General features: G+C 44.3%; 17 protein-coding genes and 2 pseudogenes. 3 read left to right on the plus strand and 16 right to left on the minus strand.

The genetic code is table 11. The features are described 5' to 3' along the window. Positions 1-113: 113 nt before the first annotated feature. The 3 genes from QUA40_RS02015 to QUA40_RS02025 form a co-directional block, all read right to left on the minus strand. Positions 114-1,199, minus strand: coding sequence for a hypothetical protein (locus QUA40_RS02015; RefSeq protein WP_333121344.1), 1,086 nt, complete (start codon positions 1,197-1,199; stop codon positions 114-116). 237 nt (positions 1,200-1,436) lie between these two features. Beyond that, positions 1,437-2,423 carry a hypothetical protein gene (locus QUA40_RS02020; RefSeq protein ID WP_333121346.1) on the minus strand — a complete coding sequence of 329 codons (987 nt, stop codon included), beginning with the start codon at positions 2,421-2,423 and terminating at the stop codon, positions 1,437-1,439. A 14-nt stretch (positions 2,424-2,437) separates the two neighbouring features. After that, positions 2,438-5,641 (minus strand): hypothetical protein, encoded by a 3,204-nt coding sequence (locus QUA40_RS02025; protein WP_333121348.1) that lies wholly within the window; start codon positions 5,639-5,641, stop codon positions 2,438-2,440. An 88-nt stretch (positions 5,642-5,729) separates the two neighbouring features. Between QUA40_RS02025 and QUA40_RS02030 the strand changes: the two genes are divergently transcribed. After that, entirely contained in the window at positions 5,730-6,188 is a 459-nt protein-coding gene (locus tag QUA40_RS02030) for a four helix bundle protein (protein WP_333121350.1), read from the plus strand. A gap of 311 nt (positions 6,189-6,499) precedes the next feature. On the opposite strand, the gene QUA40_RS02035 is transcribed toward QUA40_RS02030, so the two are convergent. The 3 genes from QUA40_RS02035 to QUA40_RS02045 all read right to left on the minus strand — a co-directional run bounded on the left by QUA40_RS02035 (position 6,500) and on the right by QUA40_RS02045 (position 13,566). After that, a complete protein-coding gene (locus QUA40_RS02035) occupies positions 6,500-7,111 on the minus strand; it encodes a hypothetical protein (RefSeq protein WP_333121352.1) in 612 nt (203 codons plus the stop codon). Positions 7,112-7,247: 136 nt separating this feature from the next. Then, positions 7,248-9,575: a hypothetical protein gene (locus tag QUA40_RS02040; RefSeq protein ID WP_333121353.1), complete on the minus strand. Its 2,328-nt coding sequence runs from the start codon at positions 9,573-9,575 to the stop codon at positions 7,248-7,250. Positions 9,576-9,996: 421 nt separating this feature from the next. After that, a complete protein-coding gene (locus tag QUA40_RS02045; protein ID WP_333121355.1) occupies positions 9,997-13,566 on the minus strand; it encodes a hypothetical protein in 3,570 nt (1,189 codons plus the stop codon). Between the two features lie 189 nt (positions 13,567-13,755). Between QUA40_RS02045 and QUA40_RS02050 the strand changes: the two genes are divergently transcribed. Further along, the gene (locus tag QUA40_RS02050) at positions 13,756-13,980 is read left to right on the plus strand and encodes a hypothetical protein (RefSeq protein ID WP_333121357.1); all 225 of its coding nucleotides are present in this window, start codon (positions 13,756-13,758) and stop codon (positions 13,978-13,980) included. 148 nt (positions 13,981-14,128) lie between these two features. On the opposite strand, the gene QUA40_RS02055 is transcribed toward QUA40_RS02050, so the two are convergent. Beyond that, a complete protein-coding gene (locus QUA40_RS02055) occupies positions 14,129-14,752 on the minus strand; it encodes a siphovirus Gp157 family protein (RefSeq protein ID WP_333121359.1) in 624 nt (207 codons plus the stop codon). A 2-nt stretch (positions 14,753-14,754) separates the two neighbouring features. Next, positions 14,755-14,928 (minus strand): hypothetical protein, encoded by a 174-nt coding sequence (locus QUA40_RS02060; RefSeq protein ID WP_333121361.1) that lies wholly within the window; start codon positions 14,926-14,928, stop codon positions 14,755-14,757. A gap of 65 nt (positions 14,929-14,993) precedes the next feature. Between QUA40_RS02060 and QUA40_RS02065 the strand changes: the two genes are divergently transcribed. Next, a complete protein-coding gene (locus tag QUA40_RS02065; protein ID WP_333121364.1) occupies positions 14,994-16,121 on the plus strand; it encodes a hypothetical protein in 1,128 nt (375 codons plus the stop codon). A 114-nt stretch (positions 16,122-16,235) separates the two neighbouring features. Here the strand turns inward: QUA40_RS02065 and QUA40_RS02070 are convergent, their stop codons facing one another. The 8 genes and pseudogenes from QUA40_RS02070 to QUA40_RS02105 form a co-directional block, all read right to left on the minus strand. After that, entirely contained in the window at positions 16,236-16,568 is a 333-nt protein-coding gene (locus tag QUA40_RS02070; RefSeq protein WP_015179801.1) for a XisI protein, read from the minus strand. Beyond that, positions 16,556-16,972 carry an element excision factor XisH family protein gene (locus QUA40_RS02075; protein WP_333121367.1) on the minus strand — a complete coding sequence of 139 codons (417 nt, stop codon included), beginning with the start codon at positions 16,970-16,972 and terminating at the stop codon, positions 16,556-16,558. Before QUA40_RS02075 ends, QUA40_RS02070 begins: the two co-directional genes overlap by 13 nt. A gap of 317 nt (positions 16,973-17,289) precedes the next feature. Next, complete coding sequence (locus QUA40_RS02080; RefSeq protein ID WP_333121368.1) at positions 17,290-17,619, minus strand: hypothetical protein; 330 nt, start codon at positions 17,617-17,619, stop codon at positions 17,290-17,292. 380 nt (positions 17,620-17,999) lie between these two features. Next, complete coding sequence (locus QUA40_RS02085; protein WP_333121370.1) at positions 18,000-19,673, minus strand: relaxase/mobilization nuclease domain-containing protein; 1,674 nt, start codon at positions 19,671-19,673, stop codon at positions 18,000-18,002. Positions 19,674-19,738: 65 nt separating this feature from the next. Continuing rightward, positions 19,739-20,140, minus strand: coding sequence for a plasmid mobilization protein (locus QUA40_RS02090; protein ID WP_333121371.1), 402 nt, complete (start codon positions 20,138-20,140; stop codon positions 19,739-19,741). Positions 20,141-20,391: 251 nt separating this feature from the next. Further along, the gene (locus tag QUA40_RS02095; protein ID WP_333121373.1) at positions 20,392-20,550 is read right to left on the minus strand and encodes a hypothetical protein; all 159 of its coding nucleotides are present in this window, start codon (positions 20,548-20,550) and stop codon (positions 20,392-20,394) included. 1,221 nt (positions 20,551-21,771) lie between these two features. Further along, a pseudogene (locus QUA40_RS02100) lies at positions 21,772-22,907 on the minus strand (IS4 family transposase). Positions 22,908-23,482: 575 nt separating this feature from the next. Then, a pseudogene (locus tag QUA40_RS02105) lies at positions 23,483-23,921 on the minus strand (hypothetical protein); the annotation flags it as partial.

Below are 23,921 nucleotides of genomic sequence, written 5' to 3' on the forward strand. Positions count from 1 at the left end.
GGAGATGGGGGATAGAGAATAGGGAGATAGGGAGGGAATGGATTGGGAAACTGGGTTTGAGTAGTGAGTAACAACTCGGTTCGGTGAAGAAAAAGCTATCGGAATTTCCTTCCCTAGATCAGTTTTCCAGCAATAACGCCGATCGCGTTACTGGCAATATCTGTAAGCTGTTTGGTGCTATTGGCGATCGCACTGTACAAAGCAGTTCCTCCACCCTTGGCTATTAACACGGCTAGAACGGGAGAAAAGACAGCTAAAAAGAATAAAAAGGCGATATCTGTAACTAACTCTGCATCGGACTTGACAATCACTACAGCGACTAATCCAACGACGATGTTGTAGCCCAATTGCACTCCAAATAACGACATAAATCCTATTAGCCAAGCCCAGATAGGTTTTCCTTGTAGCGGCAATAGTGATAAACCCATTGCCAGAGGCCCGAATAAAGCTGTTAGCAACAAGGCTGCTTCTAAAATATTGACAAATGCCCACTGCACTGCTCTAAGAATTAAGCGAATGATGGGCAAGACAGTAGACCTAAAAACTTGTCCTGCAAAATCGCCATTTCCTATATCCTGAAGATTGGCAACATTGCCTAAGTTTTCGACAAATCGCTGCAAGCTTTTGAGAGGTCCTCCATTTTGCTGTTCGGCTGCCTGAAGGATTTGTTGAGCAGGCTCTTTTTTGCTGTTCCAGCAATCGACTAAAGCTTCTCCAACTTTGCCCTGACATTCGCTGTAGAGTTTCTCAATCTCTTCTTTCCCGGCACTGGTAAGGTTAACGTCGCTCAGGGCCGTTCTGAAGGTCATTTCTCCGACTTGAATCTTCATAATTTCTTGAACTTGAGTGCTGCCTACAGCTTTGATGAATTTGACACTTTCAGCTAAGACTTTACCGTTGTTGCTGAGAAATACTACAATTACGAGTGGCCAGATAAACATGGCTACTAGCTCTGACCAAGACTGTTTTTCGATGATTTCTTTGCCACTGGTGACAGCGAGGTAAGTAACAGATATTCCCGCTAGAATTAGTCCTAGTTTGACTAAGGCAATCCAGAGAGAGGATTCTTGAGTGTTGAAGGTGTTAAACCAAACTAAATTCCACGATTCGACGGTTTTTTGAGAGACTTCTATGGCATCAGAGAGAGTGTCCAGGGCTTGTCCTGCTGTGCTAGTTTGGGCGATTAGTTGTGTCAGCATCTTTGGAAGGGGAGGGGGAAGGAGAGGGGAAGAGGGGGAGAGTGGGAGAGTGGGAGAGTGGAAGAGGGGGAGAGGGGGAGAAAGAGGGAGAGGGGGAGTGGGGGAGTGGGAGAGTGGGAGAGTGGGAGAGAACAAGCGGGACAAGCGGAAACAGGAAACCCTTATCCCCTCACCCTCTCACCCCATTCCCCCCCCTCACCCCCTCCCCCACTCCCCACTCCCTACTCCCCACTCCCCTTATTCACCCAAGGTGATGCCTCCCGGCATTTGAAACAGTCCGGCTTGAGTAGAAGAAGCGGTAGCCGCCGCAGCATCCTGCCGTCTCTGCGCTGTGTTAATTTCGTTGAGTTCTTCAGCTTGTTGAGCATTGAGAATGTTGGCAAAACTGCGATCGATTTGAGCTTGCTGGCCCTGCATGACTAAGGCACTTTGATTTTCTGCTGATAAGGCTGCTTGCTTAGCTGCGATCGCACTTTGTTGAGATATGTTTCTCATAATGTTCTGTGTGACATCTTGACCTTCTGAATCAGCACCCAATTCCATTGAATTTTGGCTCTCGCGATTAGTTTGCTCTACGTTTTGCTGGACAATTTCTTTCATCTGAGCTTGCTTTTGTTGAGCTTCTTTACTGAGAGTGGCTTTATTGGCTTCAGTAACAGCACTTTCTCTTTCTGCTAGCTCTGCGGTGTTCTCTTTGAGGCTGTAAGAATCTTGCGGTTTCTTCTCTAAAACAGCGGATAGTTTTGTCCCTTCGCTTTCGGAGGTGTTGCCGTCCATTATGCTTTTAACTGCTTCTTTTAGGTCGGGAACTTTCAGTTCTCCCAGGAATGAAGAGAGGGTTGACTCTATTTCACTGCTGAATTTTTCTACTTTGTTTAACAAATTGTCCCAGATGCCTGAAATGCTGTCGGAGATGGTGGAGATGGTATCTGAAATTTCGCCTGTTATGCCCCTAATTGTGTTTTCTATACCTCCTATTTCTTTCTGGTTGCTCAAGAAGTTATTAGCTGATTGTTGGATTTGGCTTTCTATTTGTTGATTGGGAACTGTGAAGCTGTAGCGGTTGAAAGTGCTGCTGTTAGGATTGTTTGAGGTGGGAAGCTGTGTAGCAGTCGGATTGCTGTCAGAAGTTTGAGCTTTTGCTTCAACAGAATTTAGTATTAAGCTCAGCCAAATTGCAGGAATGCCGAGGGCAAGTTTGACAATAAATTTAGGTGATTTCATCGGTTTTTCTCCGTCTAGCTAGCAATAAGGTCTTGAGGGGATTTGTGTCCATTGATATCAGGGACTGCATTCTTGCCAATATTGGTTAATGAACGTCCTTCTTTAACAGCTTGTACGTATTCAGAGGCAAATTGTTTGAGTGCTAGCAATTGCCCTTTTAACGTATTGGGATATTGAGCCATCACTCGCGCACGAGCCATCAATTCAGCTTGATTGTTAGCCACACTTGCTAATATCATTTCGCCTGGATAGTATCGGCTTTGCCAGAAACGACCTCCTTTTTCAATTAGCCAATTGGAATACAGGTCGGCAGCTCGGGGAAGGAAAGCTTCTGTGGCATTTTGGCTAATAATTTCAGCCGGATATCCCAAATTTTGGATCCAAGAAGTGGCTCCGTTTGATGTCAATCTTCCGGTAATTCGATACACCATGTTTTGCATAATCATAGTTCCCGCACTACAATCGCAAATACTGTCGATATCTTGGGCTAGCAAGAGCACTGAAATGCCATTTTTTCTACCCACTGCACAGAGTTCGCCTACTACTTCAGCAAATCCGTCTTTCTTAAACAAAATCGAAAGTTCGTCTCCGATAAATAGGCTTTTAGGGTGAGAAAGTGCGTTACGGATGCAAGCAGCATGGGCGTTAATGGCCATTAAATACTGGTCTTGTTCATTACCCAAACCGCTAAGGGCAAAAAACTTAACAGCGGGTTCCGGTGAAAATGTACTCGGTCTGCCAATTGCTTTCCCTAAAGGTGAGGCTAGTAATGCGTTGCATTGAGTGATAATTTGGTTGATGGCAATGCGGTCGAAGTCGGTAAAGTTTTGTAGGTTTAGTTGCTCTTTTGTGCAGAATTTCAGGAGGTTTGTGAGGGTTGGCATTTCTTGCCACGCGGTCGATTTCCAGCCTTTTTCAAAGGCCGTATTGTAGCGCTCGATAATGTCTGGGTCTTCCAGAAATTTTTTCAGAGTTAGCAGCAAAATGGCATCGACTCGCTGCGCTAATTTTGGGTCGCGGACTTTGCCCATGCTGATAATAGTCAGCGCTTTTCTGATAAACTCTTTCCATTGGTCTAGTCGGCGCGATCGCTCTTCTCTGTCAAAACGCCTCAAATCGGGTATTTCGAGTAGATTCGAGCTGCCAGAGGTAATGTCGTAGTACGCACCGTCGTCGCCTAACAGTTTCACTGCTGTCTCAAAGGTACTGCCGCTTCCTGCTGAGATGTCCATACCGACTACTGGGATATTAGCGGCTATTGCATCGGCTGCAAATCGCCATCCCAAAACACTTTTACCGGAACCCGACTCGCCTGTTATGACAGCGCGGCTGGTTTGGTTGTGCATGAGGTCAACGTACACGGGTTTGCCGCCTTTGGTGATGAATTCAACTCCTTTTGAGTCGATGTCCCTTACAGCAGTTAAGGGCAAAATACCGGGGACAGTTTCGGTGTCTAAGGTGAGGCGGCGTTCGTTAATTAGCGAACTGCTGTGCAACAGCCAGCTTACAGTAATGGGCAAAGTTTCTAGCCACAGTTGCCAAGCAATGTTGCGCTCTCTTAATACCTTGGCAGAGCCGAAGCTGTGGGAGAGCATTTGGCAAGCGTGTGTTAGTTGCTCCGGCGTTGGTCGGTAGACTAAGAAGGTGACAGCAGCGTGAATTGCTCTTGCACCTTTGTACATTTTTTTCTGGGCTTCAAAGGATTCTTCCTGTTTGACTTCGGCTCCTACATCGCGACCTTGACCTTTTTCTAAAGCGCGTTTTTTGGCACTTTTTGATTGTTTAGCTTGCCTTGCTAAGTTGTCTTGAATAATAAAGTTGGGAGCGGCGCTAATTTCGACAACGGCTTCAGTATCGCGGACATAGCTGTTGCTCATAATTTTCCAGAGCCATTGCAGTTGCTCTCTGGTATTGAGCCAGCCGCCGGGGCCCTCTTCCATTGTTAGCACGCCGCATTCTGTGTTTTTGCCGGGAAGCAAAATGCGTGAGCTAGCTTTTCTGTGTTCCGGGCAGCTCGAACGACCGCTCATACCTTCAATTAAAATGGTGCAGGCGTGTTTGTGACTGTTGAGGGTTTCGGTTAGTTGGTAGTCCGACGCGGTTTCTTTTAAGGTGAGAAGTTGGGGGATAGGGGGTACGGGTGCGCTGTTGAATTTTTGCCACAGCCATCCCCACAATGCTTGGGCATTCATGGGTTGAATTTCCAGTCCAATTTTGGTGTTTAGCAAGAGTTCCCACCGGATATAGCCTTGCTCGAAAGCGTCGAGCAGCAGTTGTTTGTAAAAGCGTTCAGAGTAGATGCGCTGGTTGCCTGTAAATTGTGCAGCAATGCTGTTGGCTGTGTTGATAATTCCATTGATGAATTTACTCAGAGGGTCGTTGGATTTGGAGCCAGATTGAGCGTTGAATGTCCAAGTGCAGAAAATAGTTTGGTTCCACAGTTGTCTGGTGCCTGCTAAATTGAGTTCTTGAATGCGTTTCTGTTCGTTACGAACGAGTACAGAAATGGGTTTGAGGTGACAGTTGTCAGCCAATTCAGTTAACTCTTGTTGGCGAACGCAATCGCTGCTGTAGCAGCCAGTGTGAAAGGTCATTTTTTCGCCTGGGGGAATGTCTTTTAGTCCCTCTTCTAAGGCGGTAGCTGCGTTGTTTACTTCATGGCGGTAGAGAATGTTGTGAAAACCAGCCGTCTCGAATCCGAATACAATTTGGTATTGACTGCCTTCATTCAGTAAGTAACCAGAAACTTCTCGACCATCCTTTTTGATAGTGACTAAACACAGGAGGTTTTGGTAGTTTTGGAAGGGCATAAGTCGGCTGTTACCTCCTTGTTGAGTGGGAGCAACTTTGGGTTTAAGTTTGACTCGGACTTGTGAATCGCTGATTCGGTGGCGAATGGGGTTTGGTCGGTGTTGGGGAACGGGAGAAAGGTATAAAAGATTACCGTTGTACCACTCATTCCCCGGCGGAGGTCTAAACCTGTCTACAAAAAGGTGAGGTTTGTTACCTGTCAGGAGCCACCAGCTTACAATTAGCCAGAAAGTAGTGGTGAAAAACCAAGGCATTCCTAAGCTGAATAAGCCGTTGGTGAGGATGTAGGAAATTACGGTGATTAGCATCCAGGGAATTAGCTGTTCCGCTGGAATGATGCCGATGCTGGCTTGTTTGCCGAGAATTTTGTTGACGGAAATAAAGTCTTTATCTGGGTCTTTAAGCATGGTAATAGGGGAAGGGAAAGAGGAGGGGGAGAGTGGGGGAGGGGGAGAGGGGGAGAGGGGGTGATTCGGAGAGGGGGAGAGGGGGTGATTGGTAGAGGGGATAATAGAAAGTGGAGTTAAGAAATTAGAGTTTGAAATGAACAGAAAACCAATTCAATCCCACCGAGATTTAGAAGTGTATCAACTTGCATTAGATGTGGCTATGCAGATTTTTGAACTCTCTAAAAAGTTTCCTATTGAGGAACGATATTCATTGACAGATCAAATTCGTCGGTCTTCGCGTTCTGTTTGTGCCAATTTGTCTGAGGCATGGCGTAAACGGCGTTATGAAGGAGCTTTTGTATCCAAATTAAGTGATTCTGAAGCTGAAGCTGCTGAAACTCAAACTTGGATTGAATTCGCTGTTAGATGCAATTACTTGGATGTTCAGGTTGGTAGAGAGCTGTATCAACATTACAATCAAATACTGGGTACACTGGTCAATATGATTAATAACCCTTCTATGTGGCTCCTTCCAGTGGCAAAAAACCATACAAAGAGTCGGTGAACGAAAGAGTGGGGGAGGGGGAGAGTGGGAGAGTGGGAGAGTGGGAGAGTGTGGGAGGGGAAGAGGGGGAGAGTGAAAGAGTGAAAGAGTGAAAGAGTGGGAGATTAGATGTGTGCAGTAAACAGCAAGCTGTTTGAATTTTCAGGTAGATTGCAGTTACGTAATCCCTCTTTTCTATTCAATTGGGTGAGTATATGTTAGATGTTGAAGCCCTCTAGTTTTTATCGGGTTGTTGCAAGTTTTCAAACTTCTCCCACTCTCCCCCTCTCCCACTCCCCCACTCTCCCCCTCCCCCACTCTCCCATTCTTCCCTAAGCTCCGCCTCCTCCGCCATTGCCAACGAACAGAAAAGTTATTACGTCAACGGCAATTACAATGGCAAAGGCTAAGGCAACTTGGGTAACAATTGGTCTCCAGTCATTACCTTGTTGTGCTTGGTTGTAGGCGAAAAGAGAAGCGGCTGCTACTAACAAAAGAAATGCTCCGCGAATTAAGTTAAAAATCAGTTCGATGACTTCGGCATCAATAGCTTCGCCTCCTGCTGAAGAGGCTCCTTCTGCGAGTTCTTGCATAAATTCTTCTAAGCCGGAGAGGAAGATGGCATTGGCTGGGGAATCGAGTACGGAGCAAAGCGCAGTAGAGGTGATAATGGCAGTGGCAATGTGCCAAAAGCGAATTTTGCAGCCTATGTATCGCTCTACAATGGGAATAGCTTTAGTGAGATGCCATAAACTCAAAAACACAATGCTGGAGCAGCCTAAAGTCGCAATTAAGAGCGGGTCATGAATGCTGAAGTAGATGAGTGAGGCTAGGCAAATGCCGAGGAATGGAAGGTCGCCCAGTTTGATTTTCTGTTGTTTTAACCAGCGTGATAATGAGTTGCGGTTTCGTTCATTTCTTGTTTGGTCTAAGTAAGTAGCCATGTCACTATCTCGATTAATTTAGTGCTTTAATGCTAATTTAAGTTGCATCTAATCCCTGCAAAATCGCCAAAAAAGGTGATTTTATACAGTGAGAGTGACCCCCTCCAAATGGAGGGTACAAGTGAAATAACTTATTTCAAATTTCCATTTCGGTCTCAGTTTTTCTCGCTTCCTGCTTGTTGGAGTTCTGGTTTGGAGCAAGTTGCTGTTGGGAGAGGAGATTTTCAACTACTTCTGGTGGAATGTCGCACAGAAGTACCTCAACATTACCTTTTTGGAGGCTGGCCTCAAAAACTATCTCGCTGTGAGAGTTAAAGCCTTTGATAGTACCCTTAGACTTGGATTTATCGCTGAATTCGACTTCAAAGTCTAGGCGCGAGCCCTGGGAATCGGTAAAGCTCACTTCATCCTGACCGCTTCTCTTTACCATTTCAGCTAGACGCTCTTGGTTGAGAGCTTGTTGAAAAATCTTTAAGCGGTCGAGTTCTTCTTTTTCTTCAGGTTTCAGGAAGTCGTTTGTAACTTCCCATTCTCCAGTTTTATCCTGTACTGCTGAAAACAGTTCCTCGCCTTCCTTAGTTTTTAAGCTGACAGCGGTAGAGGAGTCAAAATTTGTTACATAAAGTTTGGCTTCTCCCAAATCAACTCCATCTTCTAATGCAAGGCCTTCCGCATTTGCTTCTTCTTCAGCTAGGCTGTAAATTTTTGCCAGTGTTGCTGCAAGTTGGGCATCCTGAGTAAGATTTTGGGCTGTCACAGTGATTTTTTTAGCAGTAGCGCTAGCGCTGTTGCTAGCTGGGATTGTTGATTCTAATGAAATTTTTTCACCTATTTCTGTTGCGTTTTGTACGAATTGGTCGCTGAGGGATGGAGTTGAGCTGTCGGGCGGTTCTAATTTTGCATCCCCAGCTTGAACGCCTGTCTCGCTTTTTTGAAGAGAAAGTTTGTTCTCTAAAGCTTCTATTCGCTCTTCTAGGGTATCGAGTCGCTTTTCAAGTCGGTTGAGTGCTTCATTTATTTGTACGAGCTGTTCTTCAAAACTCGCCTCTGTGTCAATCTTAATAGAAGCCGTTTTTTCAGAATTGTTGTCTCTCACACGACCGGAAATTTTATCAACTTTTCCGTGGACTTTGCTAACAGCTTTAGCTAAGAGCATAGCGGGTGTTGAGACAAATTCGGCATCCGGTTCAGGTAAGATGTTTTGTTCCGGTTCTGGCTCCGGTTCAGCTATGGGTAAAGCTTCGGATTCGACCATTGCATCTGCAACTGAATCCGCTTCAACCAAGTTGGTAACCCGCTGCGACAGCGAGTCAGCTCGCTGGCTTTGAGCTTTGAGCCTTTTGACAATATCGGCAACTTGGCGCTCTTTTCCAGCCCCAAGAGCAGCTTCTATAATTTGAGAAGCTGCTTTTTTTCCCATCAGAGTAGCGAGAACCGCAACTTGACCGCTCAGGCCGCTGACAGTTGTACCTTCTACCTCACTTCCAGAAATGGCTGTTCTACCACTAACTTGTACAGCAGCATCGAGGATACTATCGATGTTCTGGTCGTTTGATTTTTTGCCTTGAGGTTGCTGTTGGCTCGTTCGGGTTTTTGAAGGTGTGCGTGCTAAGGATTCAGCAACTTCTACCGCTTCATCTGTCTGAAGTTTTCTTTTGGCTTGGGATTTAGCTGATAATTCTTCGTCTGACAAATCTTCTCGCTCAGAGTTTTGAAGGTCGCTTTTAGTTTGAGGCTTAGCTTTAGGTTGAGGTTTTTTGACTTCAAACTCATCTAACTCACTTAGCTCATCTCTCGGAGAGCGGCTTAAGGCTTTAGATTTAACCAGTGGTTCTTCCGACTCCAACTCCTCTACGTCATCTTTTCGGGGTCTTCTTTTGGTTTGAGAGTTGGGTGATGGCTCGTCGTCCTCCGAATTTTCTATTTCATCTTTTTTGGATTTGATATTGGCTTTAGATTTCGCTCGGGGCAAGGGTTCCTCATCCTCTAACTCATCTAGCAACTCGTCTTTTTTAAACTTAGTTGCAGTTTTAGATTTAGACGGGGAGGGTTCTTCATCCTCCAATTCATTGAGTAAATCGTCTTTCTTAGACCTTGTTTTAGTTCGAGGCGAATCGAGTAATGCTTCAATTCCTGTTTTAGTAAATCGGTTGTCGTCCGGCTCTCCCAAGTGCTCCATCATGTACTTTCCTGTGGTAGAGCCGTACTCGGGTCGATCGCTCAAACTGAGGACGAGTCCGTTGTGCTTGACCTCCACGCTAATGCCAGGTTTGCCGTCTGCTTCCGTTAGTTCTTCAATTGCATCGGCAAAATCTTCTACGCTGGTGAGTCCGTTTTCCAGGCAGTAATCTAAAGCTTTCTCGCAGCGATTTCTTAGGTAGTTGAGGATTTTCTTGCCCTCCGCTGTGTTAGGGGTGATGTAATTTCCTTGGCTTCGGCTTCGGGATGCTGTTTTTGTGGGCATAATCTTTGTGGCGGGGTGAGTGGATATTTCCCATGAAATTCGAGCAGTATGGCTAGTGACTTCACTCTAAAGTGCGGTTTTGGGGAGTTAAAGTGACCCCCTCCAATCGGAGGGGGAAGGCATTGATTAAGCGGAAGCAAAAGAAGTGTCATATCATATCCGTCAAAATACCCATAACACCGCAGGCTTCAATCTGTGTTGTACGAATGTCCTCAAGGGGGGTCAAAGTCGAATGTGTCTTTTCTTGCCTCATTCGACTTTGACCTCCGACAAGCAAGACACATTTAGGCAACACGCATTGAAAAGGTTTGCGCTTTTTCTATGATTTGCATGAGCCGGTATTTGTAAATTCGCCACAGCAAAGTAATAGAATTGCAATTACGGTCTAGTTAGCGGACATAATATGACTTCCGAAATTACGTTAAAGTTGTGCGTCGGCAACTCTAATTGTTGAGGATGTTGCTGCTAATTCAGCATCGACTTTTAAGAGATATTTGAGAAAGTGAGCGCTGCTATTTTCCGAAAGTTTCTTAATAAATTGACCTGTTTTCAAGTCAGCAGCTAAGACCGGATTATCAGTTTCATCTCTGACTAAACACCTAACATTGTTGCGAGATTTGCTAATAAAAGCTGTCCAGTTTCCCACAGGAATTGTAGTTTCTCCAGTTTGGTTATATGCTTCACAAATCGCATCTTTCAGCAATTGTGAGAGGTGGGCGGGGCTGGCAGCAATGTCTTCGGGTTGAGAGGGCGGTTTGTTTTGGGTAGGAGTTGGCGATACGGATTGCGATCGCTTTTGACAAGGGGTTGGCGATACAAGCGGTCGCTCTTGACAAGGAGTTGGCGATACGGATAGCGATCGCTCTTGACAAGGGGTTGACGCGACTTCTGAAAGTTCCTCAACTGATTCAATTAGTTGCACAGAGCTAGGGTTGATATTTAAAATCAGAGCGCTGCCTTTAGGTGAGGGTTCAATAGTGGCCTCAAAGGTAGTGCCGATCGGCAATTTAGGTGAATTAGTAGAGAACATGGCTAGTTCTTGTCCGTCAAGGAGGACAATGGCGCTGCCGTCGCGCCTCGAACCGCTACCGCTAACAGATCCCACCTCAAAAGTCAATGTTTTCTGCCTCCATTTTGGAGCGCTAAAGTCAACATCTTTTAAGTCATTGTACTTCTGCCCAATCAGTTCAGCTCTGTCAAACTGAAAGGTTTGCAATTGCTGGCAAATTTCATCTGTAAACAAATTGAGAACCAATGCTGCTTTAGGTGTTTGGTTTTGGGACTCAAGCCAAGTATAATCAGCAGGAGCTACAATACGTGAACTGACATCTTTGGTGCGACCAAGACCATCGCGGTAAGTTAAGTCTAAACTGTCGATGTCGTTGGCATTCCCGCCAAACTTCTTCTCAAGAATTCCCACCAGTTTTTCGCTGGGTTCAATTAAGGCAAAATTGACCATTGGCAGGCTCGAATGCAAAGTTGCTTCATATTTAATACCTTTGCTGTCTAACAATTCTTTCCAATGTCCAGCTAAGTCTTTGCCAACTGGTTGTCGCTTTTTATCCCTGACAATCTTATCACTACCGTCCCGTTCAAATTCCTCGAAAGGGACGCTCAGAACGTAAGTGTCTTTTGGCATTGCTTCGTGCAGTCGCTCGTACTCAGGTTCAAGGGTGAATTCAATCAACAGTTGGCGAGAAAGTTCCTTACAAGCTTTGCGAGGAACTTCTAAGTTGGGATTTGCGGTTTCGACGTGCCACATCGCACTAGCAGCTAAAAACCGTTCTTCAGGGTCAGTCCAAGCTTCGGTCACATCGGCTCTTAAGCTCTCGTATAACTTGCTGACGGCTTCTTTAATTGCCTTAGAATCGCCGCCGCACTCCAAGTGAATTTCGCCCATCCTTTCTCGATAGCGTTCCTTAATATCTTGCGCCCACCTGACATAATGTTTCTCCCATTTTTCTCGCTCATCTAAGTCAGAAGGAGACTCGAACAGGTAGCGAAACTCGTCGCGGTGGCGGCTTTTTAAACGAGTCGGTTCCCACTCTGGGTTAACAGCCTCCTTAGCGATGCAATTGATAGCGGTGCCGTCTCCTATAGGTAATGGCACGGTTTTGTAAAGCCTGGGGTCGTCTTTGTAGTCAAATAGGTAGCTTGGGTGCTGTTCTGACCACTGCTTAGCCTTGGACAGCAAGGTGGGGTGGTGGTCTTCGGTACGAGTAGCACTTTTGGGACTGTCCACTTCAATTTGCAGGGCATCAAACAGCTTTCCAAGAAGCTGCCGCTTCTGTTGATTGAATAAACTTTCTGGCTGTCCCGGTTCTGCTGCTGACGATTGCACTCTCCCGATTAAGGTAGCCACCCAGCCGATTTTATTTTGGGCGATCGCTACGGCAATTTGCCGCAATTTGGTATACTTGCGATCGCCATCACTATCGGTAGCTTTATTGTAGTCAACTTTCTCTCGCTTCTCAACTGCATCGTACTCATTCTCTTGATTAGCGTGCCTGGTTTCAGAGGCGATATTGGGCATTCGGGAAGCAGGCGTAATCACTAATTGGTCGCCATCAAAATCGCATTGATGATGCTGCATGGCTTGGTCAGAGCGAATGAAAACGCACCCTTTGTACTGCGTTAATTCAGGATGGCTTTTGTTGTCTACTGTGTAGCGGCGGATGTTATCTTTACTGACAATTGGGTATCGGGTAACGATAACTTCTGTGCCGTGTCGCAAGTGGGGGGCAACAATTGTACCGGGTTGGAGGCTTTCACAAGGTTGAGCCATTGCTGAACCGTGATGAATTGCTCCCTTAATTGCTAAGTCTTTCCACTTTTTAGCCAGTTGTTCTTGCATGAAATCGACAACTTTGGGAAAGTCGAGGAGTTGACCGAGTTTGTCGTTCCTCAAAATTGAAATTAGCCGGGATTCGTGGCGCTGGGCTTTTTCATCTGTTTCGTCTTCTAATCCGCTGCTGTCTTCGTGAAGGCTAGATTGAAAAGCAGCTTTTTTGTCGTGTTGCTCCACTAAGTATTTGGCAAGTTGCAGTCGGTTATTTTGCAAGTCAGCTAGCTTTTGGGCTTCTATTTTGGTCGGTGTGGCTATGTCAGCCCCAATAGCTGCTTCGGAATACCAAATCGAAAACTGCCAGGAATTTTCGTATTCAGTTACTTGGGCGTTGCCTCGATTTCCCAGTATAGCTTTGGGAAATTCGTAGTCGCCACAGGGGATAAGTTCAGCTAATTGCTCTTTAGCAACTCCTTTGATAGAGGAGCGATCCATGATGATATCATAATCCAAGTCGGAGGTTAAATTAGCATCAGGCAACAGCGTTCCTTTGGCAAGAAAGCTAATTTCTGGAGTGTGGCAGTCTTCTTGTCCCCATTCCTGCATCCAGGCAAATCTGAATTGAAAAGGTCGGTTGTAATTCCCTCCTAATTGTTGGGCTAGTACCGGTGAAATTTTACCGTGACAGTCTCCGGTTTGCCACTTATGAGCTTTCGCTTTTTCACTCTGGTCATCGCTTTGAGAATCAACAAGTTTGACTCGCAAGGTTTCGCCGTCAAGGGAGCTATCTAACAATTTGGCTCCAAGGTTGCAACTGCTAACTAGCAGTGAGCCGTAGCGACAGGCGTGGTCGGGTTGAGTTTTGAATACGCTCAACAGTTTGGTTGAGAGTTCAATGTCTGCAAAGTAAACATTTTTGCCGGAGCTGAAAGCAACTCTTCTGGTAATACCATCTCCGAAATCGATGTTTTTCAGAGGGTCGAAGCTGCTATCATTTGGGTCTGGTTTAACGATGGTTAGGGATGCTAATTCTTCAGGTTCAAAAAGCAGTTCAAGCAGGGAGTTACGCAGCACTTCTGATTCAGCTTGGTATCGCCCTTTTGCTCTACCGTCAGTCAAGGACATATCAAAGACTGGGATTTTTAGTCCTTCCCCAGCTACCCATTCTGTGGAGCGATATTCTGGGGTAAGTTTTCTTCTGCTCATTGATTAGCTCCTGAATCCTAGTTTTTACATTTTTAGGACTTACGCACAGTAATAGTCCAGATTTTGACAAGGTTGTTCGTTCACAAATTCCTGCTACTGAGTGATATTTACCCCCTCCAATTGGAGGGGTTTAGAAGAAAGAAGTAGCGTGTTACAATCAGAATAACAATCCCAATGTGGAGAAAAAAAGTGAAAGTAGTTCGCACAACTACGGCTATGAAAAGCCAACGGGATTATTTCTCTGATAGCGATAGCGATGCACTTGCTCGCGTTGCTTTTGGAGAAGGTGAAGACAGTCAGCAGTTTGGAGGTTTGAGCATCGATGCTGGCGGGGTTATTAAAGGTAGAGCGTCAAAGTTATTCAACGTCACCGAAGAACAAGTTGAAAACCCTCAATACTGGATTGATTTGTAATAGATACCGACCCCAATTAAGTTGTCGCTCTTACAAAACAAGCGTTTTCTACTCTAATTCGGAAATTTTTAATTCGGAGGTGTCTAATTCGGAGAGCTTTAACTATTCAGGTGTCAGGCCAAGGTATTCCTGACACCTAAAAAGATGGCTAACGCCGTTTTTTGGACTGCGTTTTATCCGAAGAACGACTCTCAAGCGTCTGGTTGGCTTGAAGAGAGTGCAAATTGTTACCGGGAAGCAAGCTGTAAACCACTTTGCGCTTGCGGAAAACCCTAGTACCATCTACAGGCATTCCTTGTTTCCAAGCGTCTGCAATCGCCTTTTTGTCGGCAGAAATTACGGTTTTGGTTTCAACTCGGCGATAGGGTTCTGGCAGTTGAGATGGGTCAATTAAAACTTCACAGGTAGGCGGATTTTCCTTAACAGTAATGCGGCGGTGTTTGCCGATAACTTCTGAAGTTAACACGCCGCACTCGTTGAAGTAGAGAACGGTTTTGTCTAACCGCTCTCTCCACCCCTGGAGTTTGTGGAGAGCTTTTGAATGCAGTTCTATCAAATACTGCATCCTGGCTGTAATTCCTGCAATTTCGGCATCAATTTGGTCGGCTAAGTCGGCATGGGCATCAACAGCGAGTTCCTGGGTTTCTTGGGTTTGCCAAAGGGATTGCAGCAGTTGGTCGATTTCTTCTGAGCTTTCTGCTGATTCTAGTTGATGCCAAAGTTGAGCCGCAGTTATTGAACTTTGAGCAAGCGTCGCTGTGGCTAAATTCATGCTTAGTATCCTCCGTTGATGCAGGTGTGATAATAATCGCGGCGTTCTTCGAGTTGAGTAAGCGCAGCCATTGTTGCCTCGTCGGATTTAAGAGAGATTTGTTTGTCCTTTTGAATTTTGCTAACTGCTTGAGAATGAGTTAAATTTTGTGAGTTTGACTGGGTAATTTTTGGCATACAATTCAAAAAACTTTCTTAAAAATAGCGCGGTCGCGCTCTTAAAAAAAGGAGTATTTAAAGTTATGAACTATCCTCTAGTTTTTTACCCAAAAGTGGTAATACAGTTCTGCCATCAATATCCTTTGCCAGAGGCAACTTCTAGTTGTGCCACCTCATCCCAACTTCAAGAAACTCAACAATTCGAGCAACCTGTTGTTTTGCTGACTCCGCCTCAACCACCTGTGGTGTTACCTGTCAAGTTGCTGTGGTTAATTTGGGTGTTTTGGCTCTATGGTGCGATCGTACTTCCGCTGTTAGCTATTTCCTGGGGTTGGTTGTGGTGGGAAATGCTGTTGGTAGTAGCTGCTTATTCATGTTTAATTGCGGCTGCTTATAGTTATGTGTTTGGTTGCCGTCAAAAACTGCTATCTAGGTATAAACAGCAAGTTCTTGAGTACAAACAACAAGAGATGTTATCCCAACAAGAGATATTATCCCAACAAAAAAGATTCTCCCAACAAGAGATATTATACCAACAAGAGATATTATCCAACCAACAGCAGGAATTTTCTAGTTTTAAGCTAGGAAAAGAAGGGTTGCAGACAGTTTTTAAAAGTGTAAAAATTGACTTACATCATAGAAATCGATCGCTCAAGGATTTGATGTCACTTCGGGTTAGTCCTAATGGCACATCTCAAGCTCGGCAAGGAGTGAGTGAACAACGCTTTTTGCAATACTTACAGCAATATTTCGAGGAGGTTGTCCAAGCAGCAGAGTTTAAAATTCCGTTATCTCAGAGGAGCTATTCAGCAGATTTTACTGTAATTCACACTCCATCTGGACTCGGAATTGATGTCGAGATTGATGAACCTTATGCTGGCAAATCTAAGAAGCCCACTCACTGCTGCGATGCTGACAGGGATATGCGCCGCAATCAATTATTCTTAGAGTGGAATTGGATTGTGGTTAGGTTTACTGAAAAGCAGGTGGTTCAGGCTCCTTTGAGCTGTTGCAAGTTCCTGGCGGTTGCGATCGCCTTTGTAACGGGCGATCGCTCTTATTTAAAGCAACTGGAAACTGAACCCGATTTGCTGAGCGTCAAACCTTGGACAACAAGAGAGGCAAGGGCTATGGCTAAAAGTAACTATCGCCTTACTTATTTACCTGGATTTGGCGTCGGTTCTGCTTGCGATCGGGTTTCAAAGTTTTGATGCGAGCGCACGCAATATCCGACTTATTGACTGCAATAAATGTTGATAATTAATACAAAAAAAATAAAAAACTAGCCTTCAAAAAAGCTAAGTTTTTTAACCATTAAGCGTAATTTATCCAATAGCAAAGTCACTTAATTGTCGCATATTAGGAGGGTCAAAACCCAGTATTATGTCTTGTTTAGGAACTCCTAATTCTACGAGTTCGTTGGCAATACCTACCTCGGTTCCATCTTGCTGAATCCAAATTTTATTGTCCATAATATCCAGGTGCAAAACCGGGCCATAAATTCGCCGCTGATTGCGCCAGCCCACATATACTAATTGATAATGATCGCGCTCGGTATCAAAGATAGTTTGAGCCTGAATTCGCTCATCCCACACCAGACTAGCGTGTTGGGAGAGAAGATTTTGGATGTGCTGCCTATAAAGGTCTACATTTGCCATTGTGCGATCGCCTCCTGCTCTATATCGTAAACAATTAAATGAATTTGATTTTGTTGAATTAAAGACTGAATAAACCCCATTGTAAAAAAACTATCGTAGACATTGCTGGGTAGTGCTAGGTATAAAATGCGGTCAGTTTCTTGTTGTTGCAAAGCGGCTCGATAACTAATGAATTGTCCTAAAGCTGTGTAAAACTGGGAGATTTTGGAGGGGCCAATAAAACTTTTGATTTCAACGGCAATTTTCTGTCCGTCTTTTTGGGCCGCAACCACCCTTTCGGCACCCAAGTCGATGTAAAGTTCTAAACTTCCTGCTTGTAAAGTGTATGGATCGTGAGTAATCTGCCATCCATCTTTCTGGAGAGCGATTTTAACGACTTCGTGAAAGACATCTTTAGCAGACATAGCTGTACTGACTCGTTGTGTTTAATATCTTCGATAGTTTTATTTCAAGTATATACGCTATTCATCTGAAAGCGATGTTCTCGGGCAGCGCCACAAAACTTTGCCACTCGACCTTTTTTATGTCAAAAGAAGCCTTTCGTCCAAATATGATTGTCCAGCCGATATAGTTTTGCGGCCGACGAGTCGAGCATATCGGCTTGCTCTTAGTGCAGGAGATACACCTATGGTGCTATGAGAGGAAGCCATTTTTGGATGTCGCGAAAAATGTTTGCTATTGGCTGCCGGAAAAACAAACTTGTCTCTCCGGCATAATTGAATTACCAGTCGATTTTTAGTTCGCAGTTTTGGTTGCTGCTACCATTGCTGCTACCATTGTTGGTGTCGTTGTTGCTACGGTTGCTGCTTTCGAGAGGGAATTGGAAGTTTAAGGCCAGCAGTTCTTGCTCAAGAATTGACTTTCGGTCTTGGACTTTTTTGTCTCTCAAAAGTCGCAGAGCGTGGATTATTTTGTCGAGCGTTTGATAGCTTGTTTGTTGAAAATTCAGTACAAGAGTTGTTTCCCTACCCATGATGTAGAGTTGGTTTTCTGTTTGGTGGACGCAGGTTAAATTATTGAAGTAATAGATGTTGGTCTGTGATAGTTCCATTTTTTTTTTCGATGCTTTATTTGGGGGCGCGATAGCGCTCATAAATTGGTTTTTTTGGAAAAGTGAACAATAGAAAATGTATAAATAATTTTTTTTACCCAGGTTGACTTATAAATTGTTTAAGCAAACACCGTCTCAATTTACTTAAAATTTTCGCTAAAATAGTTGATAAATACGTTAAAAAAACTGTAAAATTTAGTAGCAGGAATATCAGTAAGTGGTAGTCCTGCCTGGTAAGGATAATTGGGGGGATAAAACGGTTGACCCACCGTTATCAAAACCCTGATATGGCAGAACTAGCCAGTAATTTATGTCGCAACCATGAAATTTGTTAGCTAGCGCTTTTATTTAATAAAAGTCAAATTTTTAAGTGGCAATAACTAATCCAGTTCGATGTCTTGGATGCGCTGTTTATAAGATTGGTTATTTGGTTGAATATTTTGCTCTTCTTGCTCAATTAATTGTATCCAGATATCATTCCAACTTGACTGTGGATTGACAAGTTCTGCATTCGGTAGCAGCGCAAGCGCATTTCGAGCGAGGTGAGAATTTTCTGCAATCGCTATAATAACGCTATCGAGTTCTTGTAAAAATTGTATAGACAGTTGTGAAGCTCGTTCAATTCCTAGGTAAATTGTGGGTGGTAGTGTTGTAGAGTTATCCTGGTTATTTTCCTGTTCAATAAGCAAAATTGAAAGAGCTTCGATTGGGTTACAGGCAATCACAGCTCGCTCAATTTCTCCAGTAGTGGCTACCCAGAAAGCAGCTTCAGATGACAGGGGATGGGTTGTAGTAAAGTTGCCTCTTTCATCGAGAACAAAAGCGAACCGGGCTTCCCCCTCAAGCGTCCGTGCCGTAAAGACAGCCTTTTCTGAGTTGGCATACAGCCAAGAATGAGAGTGCAATAAATTAAGCAATTCTAAAGGTAAACTGTACTCGACTGCTAAATGTGATCGCACTTTTTGCCACTGAGTTTCATTCCTTTCAGGCAGGATTGATAGTTGTAACTCTAACTCATTTGCTGTTGCAGGAGTTCCAGGTGTAGTTGTTTCTAGCTCAGATTGTGACAACTCTAACTCATTTGCTGTTGCAGGAGTTCCAGGTGTAGTTGTTTCTAGCTCAGATTGTGACAACTCTAACTCATTTGCTGTTGCACTCGTTGCAGGTGCGCCTGCTACTAACTCGGATTGTGACGACTCTAGCTCATTTTCCTCTGCCTCACTGGGGGCGATAGCTAAGTGTTGTGGCTGCATTAAAGCCTCAATTAGGGCGTTATCTCGCCCTTTGTCATAGCTAACGCCTCGATGCTTCTGCAATCCACAAAAAGTGTAGGCTTTACCCAACTGAGTGCCACTTAAAGCGACTCCATCTAAATTGTAAGAAATGCCTTGACTGAAGCCGATTCCAGTTCGAGTCAATCCGACTTGCACCTCTGGGCCTTGTTGCTGCAACCGCTCAACGAATTCTGGCATACTTGGGTTGTCTTGGGTGACTTCATCAATTAGGTCTTGCAATTGCACCCTGACGCTCTTGTTTCCCTTGCTTTTTAATTGCCTGTGTTCTCCTGTAGTCTGAGCTCGCTTGTCTGTTTCCCAACTGGGTGTAACAGTGTCCAGATTGTAGTTCCGTTCGAGCTGGCGAATTACTTCTTGGCTTTTGTAATAATCCCAGCTATCGTCAACAACACCTCCATCTAGGCAAATGCGACTGGCGACGATGTGAATGTGGTCGTGTTCTGTATCGCTGTGCTTGACAACTGCGTACTGGTTGTTGTCAAATTCCATCGCTTTCATGTAGTTGGCTGCGATAGCCAGCCAGCGTTGGTCATTTTCTTCAGAATCTTCTAGTTTTTCGGTGCTATCGACAGATAAAGTGGCGTGAAAAACTGCTACTTTCAGGTTAGGTCTTAGTTGTCGGGCGATGGCAAATTCAGCAGCCAGTTCTTCAGAAGTTTGTCCGCACATAGTGCCGCCAATCAGGTAAGCGTCTTTTTTGCCCAGTACGTAGTTCAGACAGCCCCGAAAGCCTGTACCTTTGATTTGTTTGCCAATCATAACCGAAAAGCCGTCAGTTGCACAGAATCGATTGCTCAGGGAGTAAAGCCCAGGCGTGTTAATAATTAGCGTACTGTAGATTTGGCGAGGTTTGCAACTATTGTTTTAATTGCAGTTTGGTTATCGCGAATCAGTTGCTGTACGCTTTCTAAGAGTCCTGTATTGACAACCACTGGTTCTCCCAATGCCACAGCACTATTACAAGCTTTAGTAATTTGATTTAGGTTGTTTCCTGCAATTCTCAATTGGGCATCAATCTTGCATAACACTTGATAGGCTTTTAAGTCAAATGTAGCTAGAGGGCGCGGCATGGTTCTCCTCAATGCGGCACGGCGCATGAAGTCGCTCATGCTCAAATTGACTTGCTCTGCTCTTGCTTTAATTTGATTGTAGTCAGAGTCAGTGAGGCGAATGTGAATATGGTTTGATAGCAGCTCTCTAGGTTGGACTTCCGATAAAGTTTTCATAGTTTTTAATCAGTAAAAACCTCTTGCCAAGATACAAGTTAACAACTGTAATTAAAAACCGCTAGTCAGGTGATTTTATACCCTCCAATTGGAGAGGGCTATTAGAGGGTTTATCAAAGTGAGACTGACCCCTACCCAACTCTAACTTAATTTAATTTGTTTGTATAAATTATACCGAGTGAGGCGATCGCACTGGAAGGACGATTAAACGTCTGATGGTGAGGGCTGGTTAACAAGAGAGCGATGGCTGGTTAACAAGAGAGCGAGCAATGCGATCGATCGCTACCCAAGTGCGATGGGAAAGTTGTGGCAATTGATGCCTGTGCTGCCACAAAAGCCGCCACAACAGCAGGAGCAATGTGAGCAATCGGCACAGTCGAATATCGGGTAAAAATGAAGCGCCTTGACACCTAGGATGCCCCATTCATAAGGGTGCATTATTTTTTGTCAGCACGTAAAAGTCAGGGTTTGCGATCGCAAAACCATTGCTTGCTACCGAGAGAGAACAGCCATAACCAGTCCCAACAAGTCAAAACACGAACAGCACAAAAAAGCAGTAATTTGGCATAAAATTGCAGGCATTTGCAGGATATTTACAGGCATTTGCAGGTAAAGTGCAGCCCCTGCAAATGCCTGTAATCTCACTGATTTTATACTGCAAACACCTGACTTTATACTGCAAATCCCTGATTTTAACGCTCCACAACATTAGCTATTTTTTAGCGTTTTTAACAAAAAGTGAATTGATTTAATAGTCAAGTTGGGGCTTGGAAAGTTGAATTTAAAATCAAGTTTACGAAGTCTGAGAAAATTGGCAGCGTAGCCGCCGTTATGTCAGCCTTGACAGTCGCATAAATTGCTGTTGCGGACTCGCGCTTTGCAATCGGCTAAACTGTTGTTGTCTCATAAAGCTTGACAGTCGGATAAAAATTTACCCCCTGACTCGGTTTACAACAGTCGGTCGGTTTACAGCAGTCGCTCGACTCCCACCTATTAATGGCGGTTATAATTCACCACCTGATTAATACAAGCAGCAATCTCTAGGCGTAAAGAGCGATCGCTAATACATTCCCACAAAAAAATAGTTCGCCGTCCCTGTCCCATACCTTACCGCTCTTATTGAGGCATTTGGGCTTCAGTAGCCACTCGCGAGTCGTTCCTTATTCCATATCAATAAGGTTTGAACTGCGGGTAAGCAATATGCTCAATATTCATGGGGGGATATTTTTTGTCAGCACGTAAAAGCCCGGTTTGCGATCGCAAAACCATTGCTTGCTACTAATCAAGAACAGCCATAACCTGCCTCAACAAGCAAACGCACGAACAGCACAAAAAAGCAGCAGTTTGACCGAAAAAGTCAGGCATTTGCAGGATATTTTCAGGTAAATACAGGTAGAATGCAGCCCCTGCAAATACCTGCACTTGCCTGACTTTATACTGCAATACGGTTCAGTTAAGGGCTATGCAGTGCTTAAAACAATAAATACAGGAGGATTCATTATGATTCCAGTACCTCTGTGTTTAACTTGTTTCGACCGAAATTTTGAAACAGGCTTTTTCACAACTCTTGGGTTGTTTCTCGCTCACTCTTTCCGGTATAATTTGATCGAGAATCTCCCAAGTTAACCAACTCAAAAAAAGGGAAGTTCCTGTGGTTGTAACCGCTGAAATTTAGGGAGAGCGCGACGAATAACTCGTAAGGTTCCAGTAAAAGAAAGACGCAATGGTGAAACACCTGCGCTGCTTGCTGCTTGAATAATTAATGACCTTATAGCCCAATGTCCTAGTAGTAAACCATAAATTTCTTGTACCACCTCCTTTGGTCTTTGAGAACGAATATGAGTTTTTCGTCCTAATAAATGTACTTTAATTTCATCAATCGTATTCTCGACTTCCCAACGTTGATGATATTCACATGCAAATAAGTGCGCTGGAAATTTTTCCGCGTCCAACAAGCTGGTAATTAAACGATATCTAATTTGTGCTTCTGGGCGGTCGTAATTCTCAATTGTGTACTCAATTACTCTTACCTGTATGGGCTTAAATCCTTTTTTTCTTAATTTGCCGGATGGATAAATCCAACTCAAATATGAACCATCATCTAATTGTGTTTCGTTTAAGAATTTAACGTTGGATGGAATTCGCCCCAAATACTCACAACCTTTGCTGACTGTGGTTTCTACCATCGCATAAGAATGTAAACCTCTATCCCACATCAATAGCATTCCCGCCGTTACTGAGCGTAACAACTTTAACGCTCTTACTCTTTCTCCCATTTTATATGGACACATTAAGGCGTCAAATATTAAATGTGTTCCCGCCTCTAATAAAATAACTAATCTAGCTTTCGGAAACGCTGCTCTTGTACCTGGACGACTTCCCGGACGACCAAAACCCGGGCATTTTCATCACTATCTGGAAGATCTAAGCAGGTTCCATCTATCACTACGACCCTGAGTTCGCTGATAAAAGCTCCTACTGTTTCAACTGTAGCCATTGGTCGCACTAATGAATGAAACAACTGTCTCATCACGCCTGCTCCTAATCTTTGTTTGGCTTGAGTAATTGCCGATTTACAGGGAAACCGCCAATATTTACCAATTTTCACCCATGCTTCCTTAAGACCATCAGTTAAATTTTTTAAGACATCCCGCATTGAATCTTTTGACCACAGACTCATTGCTATTACCAGACACACTACCAGTTGTGCTGGTAGGGAGCGATGACGTTTCTCTTCAACCTTCGTTTTAGTAATCGCCTCTTCAATTGCACTGGCTGGAATTGCTATCTCTATGGCTTTGAATATCTCCTTACTTGAGATTTTGGGAGATACTAATGAGAATTCTTTGAGATGCACCTTACTTGCTCTCCATTTTTGGATACCGTACCTAATTTACCACTATTTCAGCCTTAACTGAACCGTATTGCTTTATACTGCACTTGCCTGACTTTATACTGCAAATCCCTGACTTTAGCTGACGCAACAATTAGCTAATTTTTTAGCGTTTTTAACAAAATCCAAATTGATTTAATAGTCAAGTTCCGGCATCGGAATTGAATTAAAAATCAAGTTGAGCAAGTGTGAGAAAAGTGGCAGGTCGCTAAAATTTTAGAAGCGATTTTGTAGCATAGCAGCCGTTATGCAAGCAATAAAGTTGAGGCTGGCCTGTCTGGTTTTTGCGCTCGGTTGAGGCTGAAAACGAGTGTAAGGCTGACCTCGATAATAAGGCAAAATGTTGTTGTCTGGCTAACCTGACAATCAATCGACTAAAATGTTGTTGTCTCGCACAGCTTGACAGTCGGGTAAAAATTTACCCCCTGACCACGAGAGTCCTTGGTTTTTTAGGGAGTGACGGCGATAGCCGGATGCAGTGCAAGGTTTGCTAGATTGAGAATCCACAATTCTTGTGGGGGAAAGCCAAATAAATTTAGCTGCATCAAGGTTGGGAATGCTGCCTGACGAACTCTACTGATAAACTCAGGGCGTATCCCACTTGCTCTGCATTCAATTCCATTCCCAACAGCCGAGGAATTATCAAAAAGTGCTTGTTGGGTTCTAGAGGCTCGTTCTGCACCTGTCAGCAGCAAATTGCCCTCGGTGTCCCACCACCGCAGCCATAGCATTGTCTGGTTTTGATAGCTGTCCTGCACCAGTCCTACACAGTTCCCTAAAGTTGTAGGAACCTGAGTTCGAGAGATGATGGAAGATCCGACTTTTCCGACTTTACGATCCGACTTTTCCGACTGACAAAGGCGGGGGAGAGGAACTATAATAGAGATC

It is taken from the genome of Microcoleus sp. Pol11C3, assembly GCF_036701485.1.
Lineage (GTDB): Bacteria > Cyanobacteriota > Cyanobacteriia > Cyanobacteriales > Microcoleaceae > Microcoleus.

What these genes read in the sequence shown, in the direction of transcription:
- QUA40_RS02015 (WP_333121344.1), bottom strand. Translation starts at nt 1,199, where the DNA reads ATGCTGACACAACTAATCGCCCAAACTAGCACAGCAGGACAAGCCCTG.
- QUA40_RS02020 (WP_333121346.1), bottom strand. Translation starts at nt 2,423, where the DNA reads ATGAAATCACCTAAATTTATTGTCAAACTTGCCCTCGGCATTCCTGCA.
- QUA40_RS02025 (WP_333121348.1), bottom strand. Translation starts at nt 5,641, where the DNA reads ATGCTTAAAGACCCAGATAAAGACTTTATTTCCGTCAACAAAATTCTC.
- QUA40_RS02035 (WP_333121352.1), bottom strand. Translation starts at nt 7,111, where the DNA reads ATGGCTACTTACTTAGACCAAACAAGAAATGAACGAAACCGCAACTCA.
- QUA40_RS02040 (WP_333121353.1), bottom strand. Translation starts at nt 9,575, where the DNA reads ATGCCCACAAAAACAGCATCCCGAAGCCGAAGCCAAGGAAATTACATC.
- QUA40_RS02045 (WP_333121355.1), bottom strand. Translation starts at nt 13,566, where the DNA reads ATGAGCAGAAGAAAACTTACCCCAGAATATCGCTCCACAGAATGGGTA.
- QUA40_RS02055 (WP_333121359.1), bottom strand. Translation starts at nt 14,752, where the DNA reads ATGAATTTAGCCACAGCGACGCTTGCTCAAAGTTCAATAACTGCGGCT.
- QUA40_RS02060 (WP_333121361.1), bottom strand. Translation starts at nt 14,928, where the DNA reads ATGCCAAAAATTACCCAGTCAAACTCACAAAATTTAACTCATTCTCAA.
- QUA40_RS02065 (WP_333121364.1), top strand. Translation starts at nt 14,994, where the DNA reads ATGAACTATCCTCTAGTTTTTTACCCAAAAGTGGTAATACAGTTCTGC.
- QUA40_RS02070 (WP_015179801.1), bottom strand. Translation starts at nt 16,568, where the DNA reads ATGGCAAATGTAGACCTTTATAGGCAGCACATCCAAAATCTTCTCTCC.
- QUA40_RS02075 (WP_333121367.1), bottom strand. Translation starts at nt 16,972, where the DNA reads ATGTCTGCTAAAGATGTCTTTCACGAAGTCGTTAAAATCGCTCTCCAG.
- QUA40_RS02080 (WP_333121368.1), bottom strand. Translation starts at nt 17,619, where the DNA reads ATGGAACTATCACAGACCAACATCTATTACTTCAATAATTTAACCTGC.
- QUA40_RS02085 (WP_333121370.1), bottom strand. Translation starts at nt 19,673, where the DNA reads ATGATTGGCAAACAAATCAAAGGTACAGGCTTTCGGGGCTGTCTGAAC.
- QUA40_RS02090 (WP_333121371.1), bottom strand. Translation starts at nt 20,140, where the DNA reads ATGAAAACTTTATCGGAAGTCCAACCTAGAGAGCTGCTATCAAACCAT.